This window comes from Stutzerimonas sp., assembly GCF_982611455.1.
On sequence record NZ_CEXBBO010000001.1, the window covers coordinates 139631 to 164818 of the forward strand.

Consider the following 25188-nt stretch of genomic DNA (forward strand, 5'->3'; position numbering starts at 1 on the left):
CCAGCTTTCCAGCTTTCCAGCTTTCCAGCTTTCCAGCTTTCCAGCTTTCCAGCTTTCCAGCTTCTTTCCTGGATTCTCGCCAGCCCAGGCTGCCGGTCCAGCCTGTTATCATCGGCGGCAGTTCATTTGCCTGGAATCGTCATGTCTCGCGAAATTCGCATCGCTACCCGCAAGAGCGCCTTGGCCTTGTGGCAGGCCGAATATGTCAAGGCTCGCCTCGAAGCCGCACATCCCGAAGTGACTGTCAGTCTGGTGCCGATGGTCAGTCGCGGCGACAAGTTGCTCGATGCTCCGCTGGCTAAAATCGGTGGCAAGGGCCTGTTCGTCAAGGAGCTTGAAACGGCGCTGATGGAGCATGAAGCGGACATTGCCGTACATTCCATGAAAGACGTGCCGATGGAGTTTCCCAAGGGGCTTGGCCTGTATTGCATCTGCGAGCGCGAAGACCCACGCGATGCCTTCATCTCCAATCACTACGAGAATTTTGATGCGTTGCCGCCCGGCGCGGTCGTTGGCACGTCCAGCCTGCGGCGTCAGGCGCAGCTGTTGGCGCGGCGTCCCGATCTGAAGATCCAATTCCTGCGCGGCAACGTGAATACCCGTCTGGCCAAGCTCGACGCCGGCGAATATGACGCCATCATCCTCGCCGCCGCCGGCCTGATCCGTCTCGGTTTCGGTGAGCGCATCCGCGCCGGTATCAGCGTCGAGGACAGCCTGCCGGCCGGTGGCCAGGGCGCGGTCGGTATCGAATGCCGCACCGGCGATACCGAGTTGCATCAGCTGTTGCAGTGCATGAACGATCCACAGACGGCCCTACGCGTCAGCGCCGAACGCGCATTGAATCGCCATCTCAATGGCGGTTGTCAGGTGCCGATCGCCTGCTATGCGGTGCTCGAAGGCGATCAGCTGTGGCTGCGCGGTTTGGTCGGGCAGCCGAATGGCACGTTGTTGCTGCGCGCCGAAGGCCGTGCGCCGGGTGCCGACGCCGAGGCGTTGGGTGTGCGGGTCGCTGAAGCGCTGCTGGCGCAGGGTGCGGAAAAAATCCTTCAGGATGTATATGGCGAGGCCGGCAAGGCGTGAGCGGCTGGCGTCTGCTGCTAACGCGTCCCGCTGAAGACTGCGTCGCCCTGGCTGCGGCGCTGTCCGAGGCGGGTGTCCATAGCAGTAGCCTGCCGTTGCTCGCCATAGAGCCCCTGCCCGAGACAGACACGCAGCGCGCGACGATGCTTGAGTTGGATCGTTACTGTGCTGTCGTGGCGGTCAGCAAACCGGCTGCAAGGCTGGGGCTGGAGCTGCTTGATCGCTATGGGCCGCAGCCACCGTTCGGCCAAGTCTGGTTCAGCGTCGGAGCTGCGACCGGAAAGATACTGGAAGCCTTCGGTCTGGATGTCAGCTGGCCTGCCAGCGGCGATGATAGCGAGGCGTTGCTCGCCCTGCCGCGTCTAGCCCAAGCGCTCGGCGTAGCGGATCCAAAGGTGCTGATCCTGCGCGGCGAAGGCGGTCGCGAGCATATCGCCGAGACACTTCGTAGCCGTGGCGTTCAGGTCGATAGCCTCGAGCTGTATCGACGCTTTCTTCCCGATTACCCGCCCGGAATACTGTTCGAAACCCTCCGTTCTGAACGGCTGAATGCGGTGATGGTCAGCAGTGGGCAGGGTTTAGAGTCGTTGCGCGAGCTGGCTGGCTCCGACTGGTCCCTGCTGTGTGAACTACCCTTGTTCGTACCGAGCCCGCGTGTGGCCGAGATGGCCGTGACGTTGGGCGCCAAAAGAATAGTGGACTGCCGTGGTGCCGGAACCGCGGCTTTGCTGGCGGCGTTACGGGAAAATCCCGAACCCGCTTTCTGATGCAAAGGATGGAAACGTGAGCGAAGTAGATCCCGATAAGGCAACGCAGCAACCCACGGGCAACGATCCCGTCATTCCCACTAAAGACACCCCGCCGAAGAAACCGGCAAGTAGCACGCAGAAGCTCGATAGCGGTGGCCGCGGATTGGCCGGCCTTGCGCTGTTGATCGGTCTTGCCGGTCTGGCTGCTGGCGGCTACAGCGTCTGGCAGACTCAGCAACTGAGCACGCAGGAACAGCAGCAGCTCGAAGCGGCGCAAGCCACACGCGATCAGGCACGCCAATTGGGCGAACGCAGTCAGCAACTGGCTAGCCGCCTGGGACGGCTGGAACAGCTGCCTTCGGCAGAACAGCTGGAAGATCGGCGGCGCCTGCTTTCGGAACTGCAAAGCGACCAGCAGCGGCTTTCCGGGCGGGTAGAGCAGGTGCTCGGAGCCAGCCGCGAGCAGTGGCGACTCGCTGAAGCCGAGCACCTGTTGCGCATGGCCATGTTGCGGCTGTCGGCCATGCAGGACGTGAACAGCGCCGAATCGCTGATTGCGGAAGCGGACCTGATCTTACGCAAGCAGGACGATCCGGGCGCGTACGGTACACGGCAGAAATTACTGGAAGGGCTCGAGGCATTGCGCAGCTTGCCAGAGCTGGACCGTACCGGCCTGTTCCTGCAATTGGGCGCGCTACGCGGTCAAGCCAATCAGCTTAGCGGCCTGACCCCTGCGTTCGAGAACGGCCAGAGCCAGCCCGAGACGCAGGGCGAAAGCCGCTGGCAGCGTTGGCTTAACGAGCTGACGCGCTACGTACGGATCGATTTCAACGCCGGTACCGATGTCAAACCGCTGCTTGCCGGCCAGAGCCTGGCGCAGGTGCGGCTGGCCCTTTCGCTGGCCATCGAGCAGGCGCAGTGGGCGGTGCTCAATGGCAACGAGGAAATATATCGACAATCATTGAACCAAGCCGCTCGGCTGATCGAAGATCACTTCAGCGAAGAAAATGGCCAGAGCCGCGGCTTGCGCGATCGCATCGAGGCGCTCGCAAAACGACAGGTATCGGTCACTCTGCCGGACTTATCGCCCGCACTGAAGGCCATGCAGGCCTATGTGCAGCAGCGCGAATCTGCCGAGAGCGCCGAATCTTCTGAAGAAGGCGCAAGCGAGCAGTCCGCTGATGAGGCTGAACAGGCACCTGAGGCCGAGCAGGCAGGCGAGGAGGGACAGCGCACATGAAGCGACTGGCCATCATATTTGTCGTCCTGCTCGCCATTGTCGGCTTTCTCGGCTGGGCCATTTTCCAAGATTCCGGCTATGTCCTGATCAGCTACGACCGCTTTCGGTACGAGTCGAGCTTCTGGGTGTTTCTCGGGCTGATTGCCTGCCTTTGGCTGCTGGCGCTGGTGGCACACTGGGTGCTGGGATTGCTTTACACCTCAGGCACCCTGGCCAATCCCTGGTCGCGACGCCATCGCGCACGGCGCGTTGCCAAGGCCTCGCAGGCAGGCCTGCGGGAATTGGCCGAAGGCCAGTGGAGCCACGCGCTCGGCCATCTGCGTACCGCCGCCGAGCACGATCATCATCCCCTGGTGCATTACCTTGGCGCTGCCCGTGCAGCCAGCGAGTTGGGTGAGTACGAGCAGAGTGACGAGCTGCTGCAAAAAGCGAGGGAGCGCGAACCGCACGCCACGCTTGCGATTGGGTTGAACCAGGCCCAGCTGCAGATCGCACGCGGCCAATACGGCGAAGCTCGTGAGTCGCTGAATACGCTGCACACTGACCATCCGCGCCACCCATACGTCCTGACGCTGCTGCAGCAGCTCTATGTTCAGCTGCAGGACTGGCCCGCGCTGTGCCGTTTGCTGCCGGAACTACATAAGCATCGCGTGTTGCCACCTGCTCGCCTGAGCGAACTGGAGCTGCTGACCTGGACAGCCGCCCTGGAGCAAGCCGGGCAAGCTCAGGGCGGTGCTGAGGGCGATGCCCAGCAAGCACTCAACCAGCGCTGGCAGACCGTGCCTAATGCGCTACGCAGCGAACCGCTGGTGGTGCGTGCCTATGCTGACGGTCTGAGCCGGCTGGGTGCGGAAGAGAAAGCAGAAGAGGTTCTCTATGCCGCGCTCAAGCGTCAGTTCGATGATCGTCTGGTCGAGCGTTATGGGCGGGTGCGCGGACGCGAGCCGTCGCGCCAGCTGGCACATGCGGAGGCCTGGTTGAAAGGCCACCCGGAAAATGCCGAGCTGCTGCTCGCGCTTGGGCGTCTGAGCTTGCGCAATGAACTATGGGGCAAGGCACGCGACTATCTGGAAGCCAGCCTGCGCTTCGAACACCGTGCGGAAACCTGCGCCGAGCTCGCGCGCCTGCTGGCACAGCTGGGTGATAGTGAGCGCAGCAATCGTCTCTTTCAGGAAGGGCTCGGGCTCCTTGATCGATCCGGCGGTAGCCGATTGCCAGTCATCAACGGCAGCTGACGACTGGCACCGCGCGTGACGGTCATCTCGCGCCGCCGCGCCGAGTCTTGCATAGCGCTTGCAGCTCGTCGCGTGCAGCACTACCGTAGCGAGCTTTTCCCTGTCTGCGGAGTCACCATGAACCTGGCCAGCCCACGTTCGCTATTTTTTCTGGCTTTCATCGGCAGCGTGCTGATGATGATCGCTGCACTCTATCTGGAGCATGTGGTCGGCCTGGCGCCATGCCCTCTGTGCATCGTTCAGCGCATCTGCGTGATCGCTTTCGGCTTGGTTTGCCTGGTCGCTACGGTTCATGGTCCGCGCACCACCGGCCGCCGCGTTTATTCGATCCTGGCGCTGTTATCCGCGCTCGCCGGTGGTGCCACAGCCATACGCCAGATATGGCTGCAGAACATGCCGGCCGATCAGTTGCCGAGCTGCCTGCCCAGTCTCGAATACATGATGGATGCATTGCCGTTCCAAGAGATTGCCCGGCTGGTGCTTCACGGTACGGCCGAGTGCGCCGAAGTCAGCTGGACATTGCTGGGCCTGAGCATTCCCGAGTGGACTCTGTTGGCCTTTATCGGTATGGCGCTGTTCTGTCTCTGGCAACTGCTGCGGCGCGATTGAGGCTTTTTGTCGGGGTGGGCGAATGATCGCTGCGCTTGGTGGTCAATGATCGCAGAGCGAAGCGATTCGTCACGATTTTTGCCGGAGAATTCGTCCGCGCTGCTTGATGCTTCGATCGTCGCAGCATAGTCTGCTTGGGCAGTGTCGGTTTTCTGTCAATTTCGCTGTCACTCACCCAAGGCCGTTATCCCCAGACAAAATATCGTCTTGGAAGGCGCAACAAGCATCATTGATTAGGGAAGTGAGGTCATCATGCTCGAGAGCTGTCGGAACGCCCAGGAACGCTGGGGAGGTGTGCACTTGCTGATCGACCGTTGGCTCCAAGAGCGCCACGCACTGATCAACGCATTCGATGGGCTGCACGTGGGCGACGCTACCGCGAGCCGCTCCGTCTTGCAGAAATTTTGCGAAATTCTGCTCGACTACGTGTCGGCCGGACATTTTGAAATATACGAGCAACTGCTTAACGAAGCTGAGGCATTCGGCGACAAGCGCGGCCTCGACTTGGCTCATCAGATATATCCACGCATTGAAGCGATTACCGAGGTTGCGGTGGCCTTCAATGATCGTTGCGATAAGGGTGACTGCCTCGACAGTCCTGGCCTGCCGGATGAGTTGAATTGCCTTGGACGGCTGCTGCATGAGCGTTTCGAGCTCGAAGACTGCCTGATCGAGGTGCTGCACACGGCACATAAGCAGGCCGCCGCCACCGCATAGCTTGGTCGGGCTCAGTTAGGCACCGTGCGCGGCGTACAGCTTTGGCGGGGCTGTTGGCCGACTGCTGCAGTCCGTCCAGTATTGCTGCACCCATCCTGCCAGGAGGCGCCTTCATGCCTGCGAAGAAAAATTCTGTAACCACGCCGTTGGATTTGCTGCAGCAGTTGTCGAACAGCTTGGTGGTGCATTTGGAAAAAGCTTGCAGCGAGGCGCAGAAGGACACGGAAACCCTGCTCGCCAAGCTCGAGAAGCAGCGTGCAAAGACACAGGAAAAACTCACCAAGGCCCGCGCCAAACTCGACGATGCTGGAAAAGCGAAGGCAAAGACCAAGTCCGGCGCCAGGCTCGTCGAACTCGAAGCCATGCTCGCTTTGCTACAGTCGCGGCAGAGTGAAACGCTGAACTATCTGTCTGAACTGAAGCGCGATGCGGAACAAAGCCTGAATCTCGCCCAAGGCGTTATTCAGGTTGAAAAGGCCGCGGCACTAGCCCTGGCGTCACGTGGCAAGCAAGCCCCGTCTCCTGCTGCCAAGGCTCCGAGCAAGGCATCCGCTAGCATCACCGAGCCCTCCGCCAAAGCCACTCCGGCCAAGCCCACTGCCAAAGCGGCCTCTGCCAAGGTTTCGACCTCCTCCTCTCGTCCCTCCGTCAGCCGCGCTAAACCCGCCGCTGCGAAAATAGTGACATCGCAGACACCGGCCAAGCCATCCGCTCGCAGCGCTCCGGCTACGGGCGCTTCTCGTCCAGTCGGAAGTGGCAGTAAGCGAACTCCAGCGGCACAGGCCGCGTCGACAACCGCCAAGCCCGTCGCGAAGAAGCCCGCAGCGCGTAAGCCCGCAGCTCCGCGCAAGCCGGCCGCAGCCACGAACGAAGCTGCAAATCAATCGTCGCCCAGCGCGAGCTGAGCTGCCGCGCGGCGCAGTGTCTCCAGCGATGCATGCCGTTCGCCGCTGAGATCGGCGCCGAGCCGCTCCAGCCAATCAACTGTTCTGTTATCCGCTGTCCAATGCCGCGCTGCATGTTGCAAGCGCTGGAATTGGATGTGCTCGGCGTTCAGCTCCAGCTTTTTCACCCGCTCGCGTAGAGCAGCCAGTTCTTCATCGTTTGCGGCCTGTTCGCGCCAGGCTTGGCGAAGGCTGCGCAATGGTGCGACCACCTGGATCCGCCAGTCATCGCTGACTTCTTTCAGCTGCGCCAGTCGCACTTCGTCAGGGGCGATGCCGCTGCAATCCAGCCAGGCGCCGGTCAACATCAGGCAAACATCGGCGCCGGCCGCCTGCAGTTCGAGACAGGCGGTTTCCACGCCAGGTTTGGCGTAGCAGGCAACGGCGAAATTCCATAGGTCATCGCTCATGATCGGTAACGGCTTTTTTTCGTGGGGCATCGGATGGATTTCCAGGCGACCTGATAAACTCCGCCGCCATTATGATCCGACTTCAGAACCTGACTCTACAGCGCGGCCCGCAGCGTTTGCTCGAAGGCGCCGAACTGACCCTTCACCCCGGCCAGAAAGTCGGGCTGGTTGGTGCCAATGGCGCCGGCAAATCCAGCCTGTTTGCTTTGCTACGCGGAGAATTCGTCCCCGACGGCGGCGATTGTCACCTGCCGCCGGATTGGCGTATCGCCCATATGCGTCAGGAGGTCGATACGCTTGATCGCCTGGCCGTGGACTATGTGCTCGACGGCGATACCGAGTTGCGTCGCGTCCAGGCGGCGCTGGCCGCCGCCGAGGCTGCCCATGACGGCACGGCGCTGGCGCGCCTGCATACCGAACTGGACAACGCAGACGGTTACACCGCCGATGCGCGAGCGCGCAAGCTGCTCGCCGGACTGGGGTTTGCCAACGAGCAGATGGACCTTCCCGTCAGCAGCTTTTCCGGTGGCTGGCGGATGCGCCTGAATCTGGCCCAGGCGCTGATGTGCCCCTCCGATTTGCTGCTGCTCGACGAGCCCACCAACCACCTCGATCTGGATGCGATTCTCTGGCTTGAAGCCTGGCTCAAGGGCTATCCCGGTACGTTGATGCTGATTTCGCACGACCGTGACTTCCTCGACGAGGTCGTGGGCAACGTCGTGCACGTCGAGCAGCGCAAGCTGACCCTTTATCGGGGCGGCTATTCTGCCTTCGAGCGGGCGCGTGCCGAGCGGCTGGCGCAGCAACAACAGGCGTTCGAGAAGCAACAGGCGCAGCGCGAGCACATGGAGGACTTCATCCGGCGCTTCAAGGCCAAGGCGAGCAAGGCACGCCAGGCACAGAGCCGAATCAAGGCGCTGGAAAGGCTCGAGGAGTTGGCGCCAGCGCATATCGATTCGCCGTTCGACTTCGTCTTCCGTGAAGCGGACAGGGTATCTAGCCCGCTGCTGGATCTGGCTGAAGGGCGCCTCGGCTACGGCGACAAGCTGGTGTTGGACAAAGTCAAACTGCAACTGGTACCCGGCGCACGGATCGGCCTGCTTGGTCCCAATGGCGCGGGCAAATCCACGCTGATCAAGACGCTGGCAAACGAGTTGCAGCCATTAAGCGGCCGCCTGCAACGCGGCGAGAATCTGGTAATCGGCTATTTCGCCCAGCATCAGCTCGACGCGCTGGACCCCAACGCCAGCCCACTGCTGCACTTGCAGCGCATCGCGCCGGGCGAGCGGGAGCAGGTATTACGCGACTTCCTGGGTGGTTTCGATTTTCGCGGCAATCGCTGCGATGAACCGGTACTCAACTTTTCCGGTGGCGAGAAGGCTCGGCTGGCGCTGGCACTGATTGCCTGGGGTAAACCCAACCTGCTGCTGCTCGACGAGCCGACCAACCACCTGGATCTGGAAATGCGTCTGGCATTGACGCTGGCACTGCAGGATTTCGAGGGCGCGGTACTGGTGGTGTCGCACGACCGCCATCTGCTCAAGAGCACCACCGATGAGTTTCTGCTGGTAGCTGAAGGGCGAATCGCTGCGTTTGACGGTGATCTTGAAGACTATGCCCGGTGGTTGGTGGATTACCGGGCCCGCCAGCAGCCGGTGAGCGCCGCCGAGCCTGCCGGTGACAAGACTGACAAGCGCGCCTTGCGTCAGGCCGCAGCAGCGTTACGCCAGCAGCTGGCGCCGCTTAAGCGGCAGGCGGACAAGCTCGAAAAAGACCTGGCCGGCGTCCACGACAAGCTGGCTGTGCTCGAAGAGCGCCTCGGCGATTCTGCGATCTACGAGGCGGCGCGCAAGGACGAATTACGCGAGCTGCTCGCCAAGCAGGCGGAGCTGAAGGTGCGCGAGAGCGAACTGGAAGAGGCCTGGCTCGGAGCGCTGGAGGCACTCGAAGCGCTGCAGAATCAGCTCGAGGCCAGCGCATGAACGATCAGATTGTGCTTCTTTCCCAAGAATGGCGTGACCAGTTACTGCTCGGATTGCAGGTGCTGCTGATCCTGCTGGTCGCCTATATTTTGCAGCGCCTGGTGGTACGCGGACTGACGAGGCTCGGCAGTCGTTATCCGCTTCCGCCTGAATTGCTTCTGCCGCTGCGTGGTGGTATTCGCTGGTTCATCATTGGCGGCGCAATGATCATGGTGCTGGAACGCTTCGGGGTGTCCGCAACGGTGCTTTGGACCGCCTTCTCCGGGTTCGTGGCAGTGGCGGCGATTGCCTTCTTCGCAATTTGGAGCGTGCTCTCCAACCTACTCTGCGCGGTGTTGATCATGACCGTGGGGCCCTTCCGTCTTGGCGACGTGGTGGAGCTGGTCGAAAGCCTCGATAAGCCCATCGTCAAGGGGCGCGTCATTGATATCAACCTGCTTTACACCACGCTTGAAGAGGCTTCCGAAAGCGGAACTGATGCAATTGTCCAAGTGCCCAACAGCTTGTTCTTCCAGAAAGTCGTGCGCCGTTGGCGCGGGACCGACATACAGACTCTCAATCACAACACACACGAGTAACATTCATGGAATGGCTTAGCAGCCCGGAAATCTGGGTCGCATTTCTGACCCTGACCGCCCTGGAAATCGTCCTCGGCATCGACAACATTATCTTCATTTCCATTCTGGTCGGACGTTTGCCGAAGGAGCAGCAGCCCAAGGCGCGTTTCTTTGGGCTGGCGTTGGCGATGGGGACGCGGATCCTGCTGTTGTTGTCGATCGCCTGGGTAATGCGCCTGACCAACGACCTGTTCACGGTGTTCGAGCATGGCGTGTCCGGTCGGGACCTGATCCTGTTCTTCGGCGGTTTGTTCCTGCTGTTCAAAAGCACGATGGAAATCTGGCACAGCGTCGAAGGCGAAGAGGCTCACGACGGCAGCACTGGCGGCGCGGTCAAGGCCGGCTTCGTTGGCATCATCCTGCAAATCGCGGTGATCGATATCGTCTTCTCGCTGGACTCGGTAATCACTGCGGTGGGCCTGGTAGATAACGTGCAAGTGATGATCGCGGCAATCGTCATCGCGGTTGGTGTGATGATGCTGGCGGCCGGCACCATCAGCAATTTCATCGAAAAGCATCCGACGCTGAAGATTCTCGCGCTGTCGTTCCTCATCGTGGTGGGAACCCTGTTGGTTGCCGAGGCTTTCGGTGCGCATGTGCCCAAGGGTTACGTGTACTTCGCCATGGCTTTCTCGCTGGGCGTTGAAGCACTCAACATCCGTATGCGCAAGGCGATGAACCGCAAGCTGAAAGAGCCGGTGAAGCTCGGCAAGGATATGCCGGACTAACCTGAATGACTGACTGCGCTTCGGCGCAGTCGTTTTGAGGAACAATCATGACGCTCGAAACCTGGCTTGCGTTCTTTGTCGCGTGTTGGGTCATCAGCCTGTCGCCGGGCGCGGGGGCGATCGCCTCGATGTCCTGTGGTCTGCAGTACGGATTCTGGCGCGGTTACTGGAACGCCATCGGTCTGCAGCTGGCGTTGGCGCTGCAGATCGCGGTAGTAGCGGCGGGGGTTGGCGCCGTACTGGCGACCTCGTCGCTGGCCTTCAGTCTGATCAAGTGGTTCGGCGTCGCCTATCTCTTATGGCTTGCACTGAAGCAATGGCAGGCATTGCCAGAAATGCTCGATGACAGTTCCGCGCCGCGACCGATCGGAAGGCCGCTGACGTTGGTATTAAGGGGCTTTTTGGTTAACGCCAGCAACCCCAAGGCCATCGTCTTTATCCTCGCGGTGCTGCCGCAATTTCTCGATCCGCAGCGCGACCTCGTGCTGCAGTATCTGCAAATGGGCGCAACCATGGTGGTGGTCGATCTGATTGTCATGGCCGGTTATACCGGCCTGGCCGCCAAGGTATTGCGATTGCTGCACACGCCACGCCAGCAACGGCTGGTCAATCGCAGCTTCGCGGTAATGTTCGCCGGCGCGGCTGCATTGCTGGCTACGGTGCGGCGGGCTGTGGTGTGACGAAAACCGAGTCGTTGCGCGTGTGGATTGATGCTGACGCCTGCCCAAAGGCGGCGAAGGAGCAAGTGATCAAATTTGCCCTCAAGCGCAAGTTCGAGGTGCTGCTGGTGGCTGGGCAAAGCCAGATCAAGCCGGCCTTCGCCTGTGTACGCCTGATCGTAGTGCCGAGCGGCCCGGACGCCGCGGACGATTACTTGGTCGAACATGCTCAGCCCGGCGAGCTGGTAATCTGCAGCGACGTGCCGCTGGCGGATCGGCTGGTCAAGAAGGGTGTAGCCGCGCTCGACCCGCGCGGACGTGAGTTCGACGAGCGCAACATGGGTGATCGTCTGGCTGTGCGCAATTTATTCACCGATCTGCGCGAGCAGGGGCAGGTAGGCGGCGGTCAGGCTGCATACGGTGAACGCGACCGGCAGGCTTTTGCCAATGCGCTCGATAGGCTGCTCACGCAGCTAAAAAAAGCCGATAAAGCCGATAAAGGCGCTGGAGGCTTGAAGGCTGAACGGTAAGAGCGGCTGAAGCTTGAAGCGAACAGCCTGGCAGTCCCCATGCTGTCCAGCCTCCAGCCTCCAGCCTCCAGCCTCCAGCCTCCAGCCTCCAGCCTCCAGCCTCCTTAGCCCTTATCCGCAAAGATAGGTGCCGGTGCCCACTGCTACCAGAACCCCTTCCTCGTTATGCAGCTCGGAGCGAACCACCGCTACTTTGTTGCCGGAACGTAGCAGCGTCGCGCTGGCGCTGAAACGTTTGCCTCGCCCTGGCCGCAGATAGTCGATTCGCAGGTCGATGGTGCCGAGGCGCGAGAGCCGCAGGGCGCGCTCTTGGGTCGTCAGGTGCTGATGCTTCTCGAAGGTGCCGATCATCGCCATGGCGCCGCCGGCAACGTCGAGCAGGGACGCGATCACGCCGCCGTGAAGGATGCCATGGAAAAAGTTTCCGACCAGCTCCTGTTTCATCGGTAGATGCATGACGATTCGCTCGTGGGACACTTCGTCCAGCTCGATGCCCAGGTATTCATTGAAGGGAATGCGCTCGAAGAGCTGGCGCACGGCTTGTTGTTGCTCTCCGATAGTGTCGATGTGGCTGGTCATGGGTACAGGTTCCTGGCAGGTAGGACAAAGCTGCCGGAAGGTGACCTGATTGACCAGTGCCACGGCGGGAGCGCCGGTACGATTGGCCGTATAGCCCGCGCGGAATGAAAAACCCGAGCCTGCGCTCGGGTGGGTGTAAGTGAGGAAGGTGATTATCTGCTGGTAAGTTCCAGTACCCGATCGACCAGCTTGTATATGCCTGAAGCCGCTTCGCTGATCGACTGTGCGAGCATGTAAGCGGGGGTCGTCACCAGCTTGTGCTTCGCGTCCTCGACGATTTCAGTGACGTCGCAGGCCTGATGCTCTATGCCCATTTCACGTGATGCAGCCGCGGCGGGATCGTCGTCATCGCCCAGTGTGCAGACCACGCCAGTGCCGAAAATCTGTGCCGCCATGGTTGGTGCGATGCACATCATGCCGACCGGCTTGCCAGCCTTGGCGAAGGCCTGTGCGACAGCTAGTACATCCGGCAGGATCTTGCAGCTGGCCCCCTGGGTAGCGAAGTCGGAGAGGTTCTTTGCCGCGCCGAAGCCGCCAGGCATGATCAGCGCATCGAATTCGTCGACGTTCGCCTCACGCAGGTCCTTGATGTTGCCGCGAGCCAGGCGTGCGGACTCGGTCAGTACGTTGCGGCTTTCTGGCATTTCGTCGCCGGTGAGGTGATTGATCACGTGCATCTGTTCGATGTTCGGAGCGAAACACTGAACCGTGGCGCCGCGCTGGTCCAGGCGCAGCAGCGTAATGACACTTTCATAGATTTCCGAGCCGTCGTAGACGCCACAGCCGGAAAGAATCACGGCGACTTTTTTGTTCATAGATACTCCTGGTCAGATTCAGCGGCCCGACGAGACCGCCGTGCGAATGGCGTCGATGCTAATCCCTGGCGAGTTTCAAGGTAAGTCCATATCTGTGGTTTGGAGGCGTCATTGGCGCGGCTGTTCAATCGGCGCGGGCTCTGGTCGGCAGGTCTCAGCAAGGCGGTTGCTCGATCAAAGCACTGGAAGTGCCTGCCGTGGGTGGCGACAATGAATGTATTCGACACGCCGAGCCGCATGGCGCTGTCATTATTCGGTCATGAAGTCGGCCTATAAACGTCATATTCGCCCGCTTTGCGGGCCAGGAGTTCGCTGTGAGTTTCGTTCCTGCCAATCGACTGTTCCCCGCCACTCGCCTGCGTCGTAACCGTCGTGATGATTTTTCCCGCCGCTTGGTTCGGGAGAACCTGCTGAGCGTGGATGACTTGATCCTGCCGGTGTTCGTACTAGACGGCGAAAATCGCCGTGAGCAGGTGCCATCGATGCCGGGTGTCGAACGCCTTTCCATCGATCTGCTGCTTGAGGAGGCGGAGGAGCTGGTCGCGCTGGGCATTCCGGCGTTGGCGCTGTTCCCGGTCACTCCGTTGGAGAAGAAGTCTCTGGATGCCGCCGAAGCCTGGAATCCGGACGGGATCGCTCAGCGCGCCACCCGTGCACTGCGTGAGCGTTTCCCCGAGCTCGGTATCATTACGGACGTCGCGCTGGATCCGTTCACGACGCATGGCCAGGATGGCATTCTCGATGAGCAAGGCTACGTGCAGAACGACGTGACCGTCGATGCGCTGGTCCGTCAGGCGCTGTCCCACGCGGAAGCAGGGGCTCAGGTTTTGGCGCCGTCAGACATGATGGACGGGCGCATCCAGGCGATTCGTGAGGCGCTCGAAGTCGCTGATCACCACAACGTGCGCATCATGGCGTACTCGGCCAAGTATGCCAGCGCCTACTACGGCCCCTTCCGCGACGCTGTGGGCTCGGCCGCGAACCTGGGTAAAGGCAGCAAAAACACTTATCAGATGGATCCAGCCAACAGTGACGAGGCGCTGCACGAGGTGGGTGCCGATCTCGCCGAAGGCGCCGACATGGTCATGGTCAAGCCCGGCATGCCTTATCTGGATATTCTCTGGCGGGTAAAAGATGCCTTTCGCGTGCCGACGTTCGTCTATCAGGTCAGTGGTGAGTATGCGATGCATATGGCTGCCATCCAGAACGGCTGGTTGAGCGATGCGGTGATTCTCGAATCGTTGACGGCGTTCAAACGCGCTGGCGCAGATGGCATCCTGACCTACTTCGCCAAGCAGGCGGCACAACAATTAAAGCAGGGGCAATAAGCCCTTCCGAGGCAGATAGATGACCAACCAGGGACTCAGCGAAAGCGAATTGCAGCTGTCCGCCAGCGAGGCGCAACCACCTCAGGAATTGCTACCCGAGGTGGAGAGGGTAGAGGAGGCACCAGCCGCGGCGCCGGTGCAACCGGTGCCGAACCTGGACGACAACAGCCTCTATATCCATCGTGAGCTGTCGCAGCTGCAATTCAATATCCGCGTGCTGGAGCAGGCACTGGATGAGTCCTACCCGCTGCTGGAACGGCTGAAGTTCCTGCTGATCTTTTCCAGCAACCTCGATGAGTTCTTCGAGATCCGCGTCGCCGGGCTGAAGAAGCAAGTCACCTTCGCCCGCGAACAGGCGGGCGCCGATGGGATGCAGCCCCACCAGGCGTTGGCGCGGATTTCCGAGCTGGTCCATGAGCAGGTCAGCCGGCAATATTCGATCCTCAACGAAGTGTTGCTACCCGAGTTGGCCAAGCATCAGGTGCGCTTCATTCGCCGTCGACACTGGACGGCCAAGATCAAGACCTGGGTGCGTCGTTATTTCCGCGACGAGATCGCGCCGATCATCACCCCCATCGGTCTGGATCCGACCCATCCGTTCCCCTTGCTGGTAAACAAGAGCCTCAACTTCATCGTCGAGCTGGAAGGCATTGATGCGTTCGGCCGCGATTCTGGGCTGGCGATCATTCCGGCGCCCCGGCTGCTGCCGCGAGTGATCCGCGTACCCGAAGAGGTCGGGGGGACGGGTGCCAACTACGTGTTCCTGTCATCGATGATCCATGCACACGCGGACGATCTGTTCCACGGCATGAAGGTCAAGGGCTGCTATCAGTTTCGCCTGACGCGCAACGCCGATCTGTCGGTGGATACCGAAGACGTCGAGGATCTGGCGCGCGCGCTGCGTGGCGAGCTGATTTCCCGTCGTTACGGCGATGCGGTGCGGCTGGAGGTGGTCGACACGTGCCCGAATCACCTCTCGGACTTTCTGCTCAAACAGTTCAGTCTGAGCGAGAGCGAGCTCTATCGCGTCAACGGGCCGGTCAATCTGACCCGGCTGTTCGGTATTACCGGATTGGATAGTCATCCGGAGCTGCAATACACGCCGTTTACGCCCGCAATCCCCAAGTTGTTACAGAACAGCGAGAACATCTTTAGCGTCGTCGGCAAGCAGGACATCTTGCTGCTGCATCCCTACGAGTCGTTCACGCCGGTGGTCGACCTCTTGCGTGAGGCTGCCAAGGACCCTTGTGTGCTGGCGGTCAAACAGACGCTGTACCGCTCCGGCGCCAATTCGGAAATCGTCGACGCGCTGGTAGAAGCGGCGCGCAACGGCAAGGAGGTCACCGCAGTGATCGAGCTGCGGGCGCGTTTCGATGAAGAATCCAACCTGCAACTGGCGAGTCGACTGCAGCAGGCCGGTGCCGTGGTGATCTACGGCGTAGTCGGCTACAAGACGCACGCCAAAATGATGCTGATTTTGCGCCGTGAAAACGGCGAATTGCGGCGCTACGCTCATCTCGGCACCGGCAACTACCACGCCGGCAATGCCCGGCTGTATACCGACTACAGCCTACTAACGTCGGATGATGCGCTTTGCGAAGACGTGTCCAAGCTGTTCAGTCAGTTGATCGGCATGGGCAAGACGATGCGCATGAAGAAACTTCTGCACGCGCCGTTCACGCTGAAGAAATCGTTGCTCGACATGATTACCCAAGAAACCCAGCACGCCAGCGAAGGCAAGCCAGCGCATATCATCCTCAAGGTCAACTCGCTGACCGACCCGAAGATGATCCGCGCGTTGTACAAGGCCAGCCAGACCGGGGTGCGCGTGGATTTGATCGTGCGCGGCATGTGCTGTCTGCGCCCGGGAATCGTCGGGGTTTCGCACAATATTCAGGTGCGCTCGATCATCGGTCGCTTCCTTGAGCACAGCCGGGTCTTCTACTTTCTCAATGGCGGCGACGAGAAGCTTTACCTGTCCAGTGCCGACTGGATGGAGCGCAATCTGGATCGTCGCGTCGAGACCTGTTTCCCCGTTGAGGGCAAGAAGCTGGTCACACGCGTGAAGAAGGAGGTCGAAGGCTTCCTCACGGACAACACTCAGAGCTGGACGCTGCAATCTGACGGCTCTTATCTGCGCAATAGCCCGAGCGGCAATCAGAACCCGCGTAATGTGCAAAACATTCTGCTAGAGCGCCTCGGTAGCCCGATCGCTCGCTGATCCGGTAACGGCTCGTGGTCGAAGCTGACGGGGCTTGGCGTTGATGGGCAATCAGCGCACCGTCAAGTTGAAGTCGATGCGCTTGAGCCAGTCAGCTTCCTGAGCGAAGTCGGCCTGGGTAAGCGGATTATTTTCCAACCAGCCGTCCGGAAAGGCCACGTCGAGGCTGTTGTCGTCTGCCTTGAGCTGGCATGCCGGCGCCTGCTGCGGCCCGCGAATGTGATGGAAAAGAATGGCGAAGCGCAGCAGCACGCACAGGCGGGTCAGCTTGATGCCATCCTCGCTCAGCTCCTCGAACTTCTGCTTCGGTATGTTGCGACGATGGCCGCGAACCAGCAGGGCCAGCATCTGTTGATCCTGACGCGAAAATCCGGGAAGGTCGGAATGCTCGATCAGGTAGGCGCCGTGCTTGTGATAATGATAATGCGCGATGTCCAGGCCGACTTCGTGGACACGCGCCGCCCAACCAAGCAGTTCGCGCTGCCAGTCTTCGCCCAGGCTCCAGTCGGCCGACACCTGATCGAAGGCCTCCAGCGCTTTGCTTTCGACCCGCGCCGCTTGTTCGGCATCAACGTGGTAACGCTCCATGAGAAAGCTCAGGGTGCGATCGCGGATGTCTTCCTGATGATGCCGGCCGATGAGATCGTAGAGCACACCTTCGCGTAGTGCGCCTTCGGAGTGGGCCATGCTGGTGAGTTCCAATGCATCGAAAATCGCCTCGAGAATCGCCAGGCCGGCAGGGAAAATGCCCTTGCGATCGGGCTTGATGCCATCCATGTCGAGCTTTTCCACGTCGCCCAGTTTGAACAGCTTGCGCTTGAGCCAGCCGAGCCCGTCACTGGTGACTTCGCCATTGCTCAGGCCGGCGCCCTTGATCGCCAGCCCGACGGCGCGGATGGTTCCGGACGCGCCGACCGCATCCTGCCAGCCGAGTCGGCGCAGGCCGTGTTCGATGCTCATCAGCTCCAGTCGCGCCGCCGTGTAGGCCTGGGCATAGCGCGCAGGGGTGATTTTGCCATCGCGAAAGAACCGCTGGGTGAAGCTTACGCAGCCCATTTGCAGGCTTTCGCGTAGCAGCGAATCGAAGCCCTGACCAATGATGAATTCACTGCTGCCGCCACCGATATCGACGACCAGCCGTTTGCCGGGGGCCGCGGGGAAGGTATGCGATACGCCAAGGTAGATCAGTCGCGCTTCCTCGCGACCGGAGATCACCTCGACTTGATGGTTGATGATCGTCTCGGCCTGGCGAATGAACTGCGCGCGATTGCGGGCTTCCCGCAGGGCGTTAGTGCCTACCACGCGCACCGTACCCTGGGGCAGATGATTGACCAGTTGGGCGAAGCGGCGCAGACAGTCGAGGCCCCGCTGCATGGCTTGCTCGTCAAGCATGCGGTTCTCATCTATGCCCGCAGCCAGCTGAACCTTCTCGCCGAGCCGCTCGATGATACGCATCTCGCCGTTGCTGGTGCGGGCTAGCACCATGTGAAAGCTGTTCGATCCGAGATCGAGGGCGGCGATCATTGGAGAAGGTTCGGCGGCTGGTGGGCGCATGGGGCAGTCTCTGTGCAAAACGCCGACATCCTGACATGATCGTCGGTATCCGCCAATGCGCAGCACCCAGCAGCGCCATCTTGCATCTGACGCAAATACCCCGGTTCGCGGCGATGCGCCAATTGCCCGAGCGACGGGCTGCGACTTTCGGTCCGCATCAAGCCGGGCTATGATGGCGTCACTTTCGGTTTTGACCCTGGAGAAATTCCATGAGCGAGTACATCAACAATGTCAGCGACAGCAGCTTCGAGCAGGATGTGCTCCAAGCGGACGGTCCTGTTCTGGTCGATTACTGGGCCGAGTGGTGTGGTCCGTGCAAGATGATCGCTCCGGTACTCGACGAGATTGCCAAGGACTACGAGGGCAGGCTCAAGGTCTGCAAGCTGAACATCGACGAAAACCAGGAAACCCCGCCGAAGTATGGCGTGCGCGGTATCCCGACCCTGATGCTGTTCAAGAACGGCAACGTCGAAGCCACCAAGGTTGGCGCTTTGTCGAAGTCGCAGCTGGCGGCGTTTCTCGACAGCAACATCTGAGTGAAACAGCTCTGCTTTCCAAAGCCCTCGCAAAAGCGGGGGCTTTTTTCTAATAGCAGGGTGGACGCTTCGCCTGCGTGGTGCTAAATTCGGCCTTGCGACGCCTCTTTCGTCGCCCCCCTGCATGCCGTCGCCGACGCACTTCAGCCTCATAAAGCACAACGACCTGTTCGTCTCTTGCTGCGCGGCTTCTAAAGCTAATCGCTTTCTTCATCCTTCCTGATCTCTCTCTATGAATCTGACCGAACTTAAGCAAAAGCCCATCACCGAACTGCTGGAAATGGCCGAACAGATGGGCATCGACAACATGGCCCGTTCGCGCAAGCAGGATGTGATCTTCTCCCTGCTGAAGAAACACGCGAAAAGCGGCGAGGAAATCTCCGGTGATGGCGTGCTGGAGATTCTCCAGGATGGCTTCGGCTTCCTGCGCTCCGCGGATTCTTCCTATCTCGCCGGCCCCGATGACATCTATGTCTCGCCGAGCCAGATTCGTCGCTTCAATCTGCGTACCGGCGACACGATCGTTGGCAAGATCCGTCCGCCGAAGGAAGGCGAACGCTATTTCGCCCTGCTCAAGGTCGACACGATTAACTTCGATCGCCCGGAAAACGCCAAGAACAAGATTCTGTTCGAGAACCTGACACCGTTGTTCGCCAATAAGCGCCTGACCATGGAAGCCGGTAACGGCTCCACCGAAGACCTGACCGGCCGGGTGATCGATCTTTGCGCGCCGATCGGCAAGGGGCAGCGCGGCCTCATCGTGGCCCCGCCGAAAGCGGGCAAGACCATCATGTTGCAGAACATCGCCAGCAACATTACCCGCAACAATCCCGAGTGCCACCTGATCGTTCTGCTGATCGACGAGCGTCCGGAAGAAGTGACCGAAATGCAGCGCACCGTGCGCGGCGAAGTGGTTGCCTCCACCTTCGACGAACCGCCAACCCGTCACGTGCAGGTTGCCGAAATGGTGATCGAAAAGGCCAAGCGCCTGGTCGAGCACAAGAAGGATGTGGTCATCCTGCTGGATTCCATCACCCGTCTGGCGCGAGCCTATAACACCGTGATTCCTAGCTCCGGCAAGGTGCTCACCGGTGGTGTCGACGCACACGCCCTGGAGAAGCCCAAGCGCTTCTTCGGTGCCGCGCGGAACATCGAGGAGGGCGGTAGCCTGACCATTCTCGCAACGGCGTTGGTCGAAACCGGCTCGAAGATGGACGAGGTGATCTACGAGGAATTCAAGGGCACCGGCAACCTCGAGCTGCAGCTCGATCGTCGTATCGCCGAGAAGCGCGTGTTCCCTGCGATCAACATCAACCGGTCGGGTACTCGCCGCGAAGAGTTGTTGACCAGCGAAGAAGAGCTGCAGCGCATCTGGATTCTGCGCAAGCTGCTACACCCGATGGATGAAAGCGCTGCCATCGAGTTCCTGCTCGACAAGCTCAAGGACACCAAGACCAACGACGAATTCTTCATGTCCATGAAGCGTAAGTGATCGACAGGCGGCGAGCCGCCTGGGGCTGAAGGCTGGAAGCAGGACGAGACTTGGCTTTTCGTCCGGCCTCCGGCCTTCGGCGCTTTTATCGAGAAGCCTGATGAAATACTCCGATCTTCGCGATTTCATTCGCGTCCTCGAGCAGCGCGGCGAACTCAAGCGCGTTTCTACCGCTGTGTCCCCTGTTTTGGAGATGACCGAAATCTGCGACCGCACCCTGCGCAAGCAGGGCCCGGCGCTGCTCTTCGAAAATCCGACCGGCTTTGACATGCCGGTACTCGGCAACCTGTTTGGCACGCCTAAGCGTGTAGCGTTGGGGATGGGTGCCGATGAGGTTTCGGAGCTGCGTGAGATCGGCAAACTGCTGGCTTTCCTCAAGGAGCCAGAGCCGCCGAAAGGACTCAAAGACGCCTGGAGCAAGCTGCCGATCTACAAGAAGGTCATCAGCATGGCGCCCAAAGTGCTCAAGGACGCACCCTGCCAGGAGGTGGTGGTCGAAGGCGAGGATGTCGATCTATCGCAGCTGCCGGTGCAGACTTGCTGGCCGGGTGACGCCGCGCCGCTGATTACCTGGGGTCTGACCATCACTAAGGGGCCGAACAAGGACCGGCAGAATCTCGGTATCTATCGCCAGCAGGTGATTGGGCGCAACAAGGTCATCATGCGCTGGCTCAGTCATCGCGGCGGCGCGCTGGATTTCCGCGAGTGGTGCGAAAAATATCCCGACCGTCCCTATCCGGTTGCGGTGGCGCTCGGCGCGGATCCGGCTACCATACTCGGCGCGGTCACCCCGGTGCCCGACTCGCTGTCCGAATACGCCTTTGCCGGCCTGCTGCGCGGCAGTCGCACCGAGCTGGTGAAATGCCGTGGTAGCGATTTGCAGGTGCCGGCGGGCGCCGAGATCGTGCTTGAAGGCTACATCCAGCCCGGCGAGATGGCTGATGAAGGGCCCTATGGCGACCATACCGGTTATTACAACGAAGTTGATCGCTTTCCGGTGTTCACAGTCGAGCGCATTACCAAGCGTCGCGATGCGATCTATCACAGCACCTACACGGGGCGACCGCCGGACGAGCCAGCGATTCTCGGAGTAGCGCTCAACGAAGTGTTCGTGCCGATCCTGCAGAAGCAGTTCCCGGAAATCACCGACTTCTACTTGCCGCCCGAAGGCTGCTCCTACCGCATGGCGGTGGTAACCATAAAGAAGCAGTACCCCGGCCACGCCAAGCGCGTGATGCTCGGCGTATGGAGCTTCCTGCGGCAGTTTATGTACACCAAGTTCGTGATCGTTACCGATGACGACATCAATGCCCGTGACTGGAACGACGTGATCTGGGCTATCACCACGCGCATGGACCCCAAGCGCGACACGGTATTGATCGAAAATACTCCGATCGACTACCTCGATTTCGCCTCTCCGGTCTCCGGTCTAGGCAGCAAGATGGGGCTCGACGCCACTCATAAATGGCCGGGCGAGACCTCTCGTGAATGGGGTCGCGCCATCGTTCAAGACGAGGCGGTCAAGCGTCGCGTTGACGAACTCTGGGCCGAACTGGGCATCGACTGATGGCCAGCCGTCGTCAATTCAGGTTTTAGTGCATGAAAGTAACCCTGCAACCTTCCGGCGCCGTGCTTGAAGTCGAGCGCGGCGAACGGATTCTCAATGCCGCGCGCCGGTTGGGCTACGAGTGTCCGCAGGCCTGTCGCAATGGCAACTGCCTGATCTGTGCGGCGCTCCTGGTCAGTGGCCGGGTGCGTCAACGTGCTGAAAGTGTCGACCATGGTGAGGTTCTCGCCTGCCTGGCCGAGCCCGAAGAAGACTGTGTACTGCTCTGGGATGGCGTGCTTGCCCCAGGCGAGCTCCCGGTGAGGACCCTGAGCTGCCAGCTGATCAGTTGCGAGGAGGTCGGTGGCGACGTGTTTCGTCTGTTGCTGCGCGCGCCGGCGGGCAAGCCGCCGCGCTATCACGCTGGGCAATACTTGCTACTGGAACGAGAAGATGGCGAGTTCAGTGCCTTCTCGCTGGCGTCCGCTCCGGAGCGGGGGCGCGAGCTGGAGCTTCACATGCTGGCGCGAGAGCCTTCGGCTGTCGAGTTGCTCGAATCCATTCGCCGCCAAGGTCTGGTGAAAGTGCAGATGCCGTTTGGCGACACTCATCTCGCCGAGCTGCCGGATGGCCCGCTTGTGCTGATCGCGGCGGGGACCGGAATGGCGCAGATGCACAGCCTGATCGAGCATTGCCGGGCCGAGGGGTTTGTCCACCCGGTGCATCTATATTGGGGCGTGCGGCGACCGGAAGATTTCTATCGATTAGAGCATTGGGACGAATGGCAGGAAATGCCGAATCTGTTCCTGCACCAGGTCGTCAGCGATGTCTGTGGCTGGGAAGGGCGCTGCGGCATGCTGCACGAGGCGGTCTGCGAGGATTTCGCCGATCTCGGGTCTCTGCATGTCTATGCCAGCGGCTCTCCGGCGATGATCTACGGGACGCTCGACGCGTTGGTCGGGGCGGGGATGGACGCGACGCAGATGCGCGCAGATGTCTTCGCCTACGCGCCGCGGGAAAGCTAAGCCGAGCAGACAGCGCCGGTAGCTGAGCCCGCGCTGCTGAAGATCCTAGCAAATCTGCGGTATGGACTGCGGAGGCGTTGCGCCTCCCGATCCGCTATCTGGGCTCAGCGCGCCTGCCGCTGTTGCAGCAACAGGTTGTTGTAACCGCTTGCCGCCAGGGTCTTCTGCGCCTTGCCGAGCTGATTCCGATCGGCATACGGACCGACCAGCACTCGATACCAGACCTCATCCCGGACCGTGACGTTTTCGACGCGCACGTCCTGGCCGAGCAGGATGATCTGCGCACGGACTTTCTCGGCTTCCGGCTTCTGCCGGAACGAGCCCGCTTGAAGAAAGAACTGCGTAACTGGCGCTTTCGCTACAGTAGGCGGCGGAGGCGGGACCTTGCCATTCAGTGCGGCTTCGGCACGTGCCGCATCGATCTTGGCGGCCTCCTCGGGCGTCACCGGCGTTGGTGGCTTGGGTTCCTCCGGCGGCAAGATTACTTCGGACTCCGGCAACAGCGTGTAGAAGTCATATTTCGGCTTGACCGATTGGCCCGTCGCTGGCGCTGAGCGCTTCGGCTGTTCCTTGGGCTTGGGCGTATCCTTGGCGCGCTTGATCTCGTCTCCGCCGGGTTCCAGGTTCATCAAGAACACGATGAAGCCGCCAATCACCAGGCCGCAAATCAGCCATATCCAGCCGGGAACGGGTTTTTTTGGGGGGGCTTGGTAGCGGCTCGCGCCGCGCTTCGGTGCGGGTTTCTTCTTGGCTACCACTTACATCCGCTCCAGCGTTTCCAGGCCCAGCAGTTCCAGGCCCTGCTTGAGGGTTTTGCCGGTCAGGGCGGCCAGGCGCAGGCGACTCTGTTTCACGATCTCGCTCTCCGCGGTGAGTATTGGGCAGTGCTCGTAGAAGCTGGAAAACAGCCCGGCTAGATCGTACAGGTAGCTACACAGCAGGTGTGGAACGCCTTTTTCGCCGACACCGTTGAGCACTTCAGCGAACTGCGCGAGTTTGGTACCCAAAGCCTGCTCCTGTTCTGCATCCAGCTTGATCGTGCCGGTAAGGCCGTCCATGCCGGTGCCGAGTTTGCGAAAGACGCTGGCAACGCGGGTGTAGGCGTAGAGCAGGTACGGGGCGGTGTTGCCTTCGAAGCTGAGCATCTGCTCGAAGTTGAAGCTGTAATCGCTGGTGCGGTGTTTGGATAAGTCCGCGTACTTAACCGCGCCGATGCCCACGGCGCGGGCGATGCTCCGCAGTTCAGCTTCGTCTAGATCGGGATTTTTCTCTTTCACCAAGCTGTAAGCTCGCTGTTCTGCTTCGTCGAGCAGGTCAACCAGCTTGACGGTGCCGCCGTCGCGGGTTTTGAACGGGCGTCCGTCGGCGCCATTCATGGTGCCGAAACCCATATGCTCAAGCTGCATCTCGCTGGGCACGAAACCGGCACGGCGCGCGACCTCGAAGGTCATCTGGAAATGCAACGCCTGACGCTGATCGACGAAATACAGCGCACGATCGGCATGCAGCTGCTGGCTGCGGTAGCGCATGGATGCAAGGTCAGTAGTGGCGTAAAGATAGCCGCCACCGGCCTTCTGTACGATCACTGGAAGGGGGTTGCCTTCGGCGTTCTTGAACTCATCGAGGAATACGCACTGGGCGCCGTTGCTTTCGCTCAACAAACCTTTGGCGCTGAGTGACGCGACGATATCGCCGAGCTCGGCGTTGTAGGCGCTTTCGCCTTTGACGTCGTTCGGCGTGAGCTTGACGTTGAGTCGGTCGTAGACCTTCTGGCAATGCGACAGGGAAATCTCGTTGAAGCGAGTCCACAGGCGCAGGCAGTCGATATCGCCAGCCTGCAGCTTCACCACCAATTCTCGGGCACGCTCGGCAAACTCCGCGGAGTCGTCGAAGCGCTGCTTTGCTGCACGGTAAAACTGTTCGAGGTCGGACAGCTCGCTTTCGGCAGCGACGGGATTTTCTTCGAGGTAAGCCAGCAGCATACCGAACTGGGTGCCCCAATCGCCGACATGGTTCTGGCGGATCACCTCGTCGCCGAGAAACTCCAGCACCCGCGCAACCGCGTCGCCGATGATGGTCGAGCGCAGATGGCCGACGTGCATTTCCTTAGCCAGGTTGGGTGAGGACAGGTCGACGACGACGCGTTGCGCTGGGCTCGTCTTGCTCACGCACAGATGCGGATCGGCAAGCGCCGTGTCGAGTCGCTCGGCCAGCGCTGCGCTGTTCTGGAAGAAGTTGAGAAAGCCGGGGCCGGCGATTTCGACTTGGCTAATACCGGCATCCGCGGGCAATGCCTCGATAAGCTTCTGCGCTAACTCGCGCGGCTTCATTCCCGCCGGTTTCGCCAGCATCATGGCGATGTTGCTGGCGAAGTCGCCATGGGTCTTGTCGCGGGTGTTCTCCACCTGAATAGACGGCGTCAGCCCGTCGGGCAGCACGCCTTCGGCGGTGAGGCGGGTCAGGGCTTGCTGGATCAGATGACGAATGCTGTCTTTCATCGTTTGCTCGGTCGGCCCGGAGGCTTTGGTCGAAAACTGGACATTATCGGTGCCTGGGGGGCGAACCTTCAAGGCTTAAGGCGCTTAGTTGCAG

At 60.6% G+C, this 25188-nt stretch carries 24 protein-coding genes; 18 read left to right on the plus strand and 6 right to left on the minus strand.

The window, feature by feature from the left end:
- Positions 1-141: 141 nt before the first annotated feature.
- The 7 genes from hemC (at position 142) to AC2LD7_RS00730 (ending at position 6535) form a co-directional block, all read left to right on the plus strand.
- Positions 142-1080 (plus strand): hydroxymethylbilane synthase, encoded by a 939-nt coding sequence (hemC, locus tag AC2LD7_RS00700; protein ID WP_484595936.1) that lies wholly within the window; start codon positions 142-144, stop codon positions 1078-1080.
- Positions 1077-1847: a uroporphyrinogen-III synthase gene (locus AC2LD7_RS00705; protein ID WP_484595937.1), complete on the plus strand. Its 771-nt coding sequence runs from the start codon at positions 1077-1079 to the stop codon at positions 1845-1847. The genes hemC and AC2LD7_RS00705 overlap by 4 nt, the downstream gene beginning before the upstream one ends.
- A gap of 16 nt (positions 1848-1863) precedes the next feature.
- The gene (locus AC2LD7_RS00710) at positions 1864-3069 is read left to right on the plus strand and encodes a uroporphyrinogen-III C-methyltransferase (RefSeq protein WP_484595938.1); all 1206 of its coding nucleotides are present in this window, start codon (positions 1864-1866) and stop codon (positions 3067-3069) included.
- On the plus strand, positions 3066-4304 hold the full coding sequence (locus AC2LD7_RS00715) for a heme biosynthesis HemY N-terminal domain-containing protein (protein WP_484595939.1): 1239 nt from the start codon (positions 3066-3068) through the stop codon (positions 4302-4304). The genes AC2LD7_RS00710 and AC2LD7_RS00715 overlap by 4 nt, the downstream gene beginning before the upstream one ends.
- 117 nt (positions 4305-4421) lie before the next feature.
- On the plus strand, positions 4422-4913 hold the full coding sequence (locus AC2LD7_RS00720; RefSeq protein WP_484595940.1) for a disulfide bond formation protein B: 492 nt from the start codon (positions 4422-4424) through the stop codon (positions 4911-4913).
- A 252-nt stretch (positions 4914-5165) separates the two neighbouring features.
- Positions 5166-5630, plus strand: coding sequence for a sigma D regulator (gene rsd, locus AC2LD7_RS00725; protein WP_484595941.1), 465 nt, complete (start codon positions 5166-5168; stop codon positions 5628-5630).
- Positions 5631-5743: 113 nt separating this feature from the next.
- Complete coding sequence (locus tag AC2LD7_RS00730) at positions 5744-6535, plus strand: AlgP family protein (protein WP_484596042.1); 792 nt, start codon at positions 5744-5746, stop codon at positions 6533-6535.
- Here the strand turns inward: AC2LD7_RS00730 and AC2LD7_RS00735 are convergent.
- Complete coding sequence (locus AC2LD7_RS00735) at positions 6511-7014, minus strand: TIGR02444 family protein (protein WP_484595942.1); 504 nt, start codon at positions 7012-7014, stop codon at positions 6511-6513. The genes AC2LD7_RS00730 and AC2LD7_RS00735 overlap by 25 nt on opposite strands.
- A 41-nt stretch (positions 7015-7055) precedes the next feature.
- Here AC2LD7_RS00735 and AC2LD7_RS00740 point away from each other — a divergent pair, with 41 nt between their 5' ends.
- The 5 genes from AC2LD7_RS00740 to AC2LD7_RS00760 are packed head-to-tail and all read left to right on the plus strand — an operon-like array spanning position 7056 to position 11500.
- On the plus strand, positions 7056-8966 hold the full coding sequence (locus AC2LD7_RS00740; RefSeq protein ID WP_484595943.1) for an ATP-binding cassette domain-containing protein: 1911 nt from the start codon (positions 7056-7058) through the stop codon (positions 8964-8966).
- Complete coding sequence (locus AC2LD7_RS00745; protein WP_484595944.1) at positions 8963-9544, plus strand: mechanosensitive ion channel domain-containing protein; 582 nt, start codon at positions 8963-8965, stop codon at positions 9542-9544. Before AC2LD7_RS00740 ends, AC2LD7_RS00745 begins: the two co-directional genes overlap by 4 nt.
- A 5-nt stretch (positions 9545-9549) precedes the next feature.
- Positions 9550-10311 (plus strand): TerC family protein, encoded by a 762-nt coding sequence (locus tag AC2LD7_RS00750; protein ID WP_484595945.1) that lies wholly within the window; start codon positions 9550-9552, stop codon positions 10309-10311.
- 47 nt (positions 10312-10358) lie between these two features.
- Positions 10359-10991 carry a LysE family transporter gene (locus tag AC2LD7_RS00755; protein ID WP_484595946.1) on the plus strand — a complete coding sequence of 211 codons (633 nt, stop codon included), beginning with the start codon at positions 10359-10361 and terminating at the stop codon, positions 10989-10991.
- Positions 10992-11005: 14 nt separating this feature from the next.
- Entirely contained in the window at positions 11006-11500 is a 495-nt protein-coding gene (locus AC2LD7_RS00760; RefSeq protein WP_484595947.1) for a YaiI/YqxD family protein, read from the plus strand.
- A gap of 111 nt (positions 11501-11611) precedes the next feature.
- Here AC2LD7_RS00760 and AC2LD7_RS00765 read toward each other — a convergent pair whose 3' ends face one another.
- Both AC2LD7_RS00765 and elbB read right to left on the minus strand, forming a co-directional pair.
- Positions 11612-12079 (minus strand): thioesterase family protein, encoded by a 468-nt coding sequence (locus tag AC2LD7_RS00765; RefSeq protein ID WP_484595948.1) that lies wholly within the window; start codon positions 12077-12079, stop codon positions 11612-11614.
- A 152-nt stretch (positions 12080-12231) separates the two neighbouring features.
- Positions 12232-12894, minus strand: coding sequence for an isoprenoid biosynthesis glyoxalase ElbB (gene elbB / locus AC2LD7_RS00770; RefSeq protein ID WP_484595949.1), 663 nt, complete (start codon positions 12892-12894; stop codon positions 12232-12234).
- A gap of 314 nt (positions 12895-13208) precedes the next feature.
- Between elbB and hemB the strand changes: the two genes are divergently transcribed.
- Together hemB and ppk1 are read left to right on the plus strand one after the other, a co-directional pair.
- A complete protein-coding gene (hemB, locus tag AC2LD7_RS00775) occupies positions 13209-14222 on the plus strand; it encodes a porphobilinogen synthase (protein ID WP_484595950.1) in 1014 nt (337 codons plus the stop codon).
- 19 nt (positions 14223-14241) lie between these two features.
- A complete protein-coding gene (gene ppk1 / locus AC2LD7_RS00780; RefSeq protein WP_484595951.1) occupies positions 14242-16443 on the plus strand; it encodes a polyphosphate kinase 1 in 2202 nt (733 codons plus the stop codon).
- Positions 16444-16494: 51 nt separating this feature from the next.
- On the opposite strand, the gene ppx is transcribed toward ppk1, so the two are convergent.
- Complete coding sequence (gene ppx, locus AC2LD7_RS00785; protein ID WP_484595952.1) at positions 16495-17997, minus strand: exopolyphosphatase; 1503 nt, start codon at positions 17995-17997, stop codon at positions 16495-16497.
- Between the two features lie 209 nt (positions 17998-18206).
- On the opposite strand from ppx, the gene trxA reads away from it, so the two are divergent.
- From trxA to AC2LD7_RS00805, 4 genes are all read left to right on the plus strand, one after another.
- Positions 18207-18533 (plus strand): thioredoxin TrxA, encoded by a 327-nt coding sequence (gene trxA / locus AC2LD7_RS00790; protein ID WP_003283463.1) that lies wholly within the window; start codon positions 18207-18209, stop codon positions 18531-18533.
- A gap of 232 nt (positions 18534-18765) precedes the next feature.
- Entirely contained in the window at positions 18766-20025 is a 1260-nt protein-coding gene (gene rho / locus AC2LD7_RS00795; RefSeq protein WP_255980048.1) for a transcription termination factor Rho, read from the plus strand.
- A 100-nt stretch (positions 20026-20125) separates the two neighbouring features.
- Positions 20126-21592 (plus strand): 4-hydroxy-3-polyprenylbenzoate decarboxylase, encoded by a 1467-nt coding sequence (ubiD, locus tag AC2LD7_RS00800; protein ID WP_484595953.1) that lies wholly within the window; start codon positions 20126-20128, stop codon positions 21590-21592.
- A gap of 32 nt (positions 21593-21624) precedes the next feature.
- Positions 21625-22596: a CDP-6-deoxy-delta-3,4-glucoseen reductase gene (locus AC2LD7_RS00805; protein WP_484595954.1), complete on the plus strand. Its 972-nt coding sequence runs from the start codon at positions 21625-21627 to the stop codon at positions 22594-22596.
- A 104-nt stretch (positions 22597-22700) separates the two neighbouring features.
- On the opposite strand, the gene AC2LD7_RS00810 is transcribed toward AC2LD7_RS00805, so the two are convergent.
- Entirely contained in the window at positions 22701-23354 is a 654-nt protein-coding gene (locus tag AC2LD7_RS00810) for an SPOR domain-containing protein (RefSeq protein WP_484595955.1), read from the minus strand.
- Positions 23355-25094, minus strand: coding sequence for an arginine--tRNA ligase (gene argS / locus AC2LD7_RS00815; protein WP_484595956.1), 1740 nt, complete (start codon positions 25092-25094; stop codon positions 23355-23357). It lies immediately after the preceding gene.
- Positions 25095-25188 lie beyond the last annotated feature (94 nt).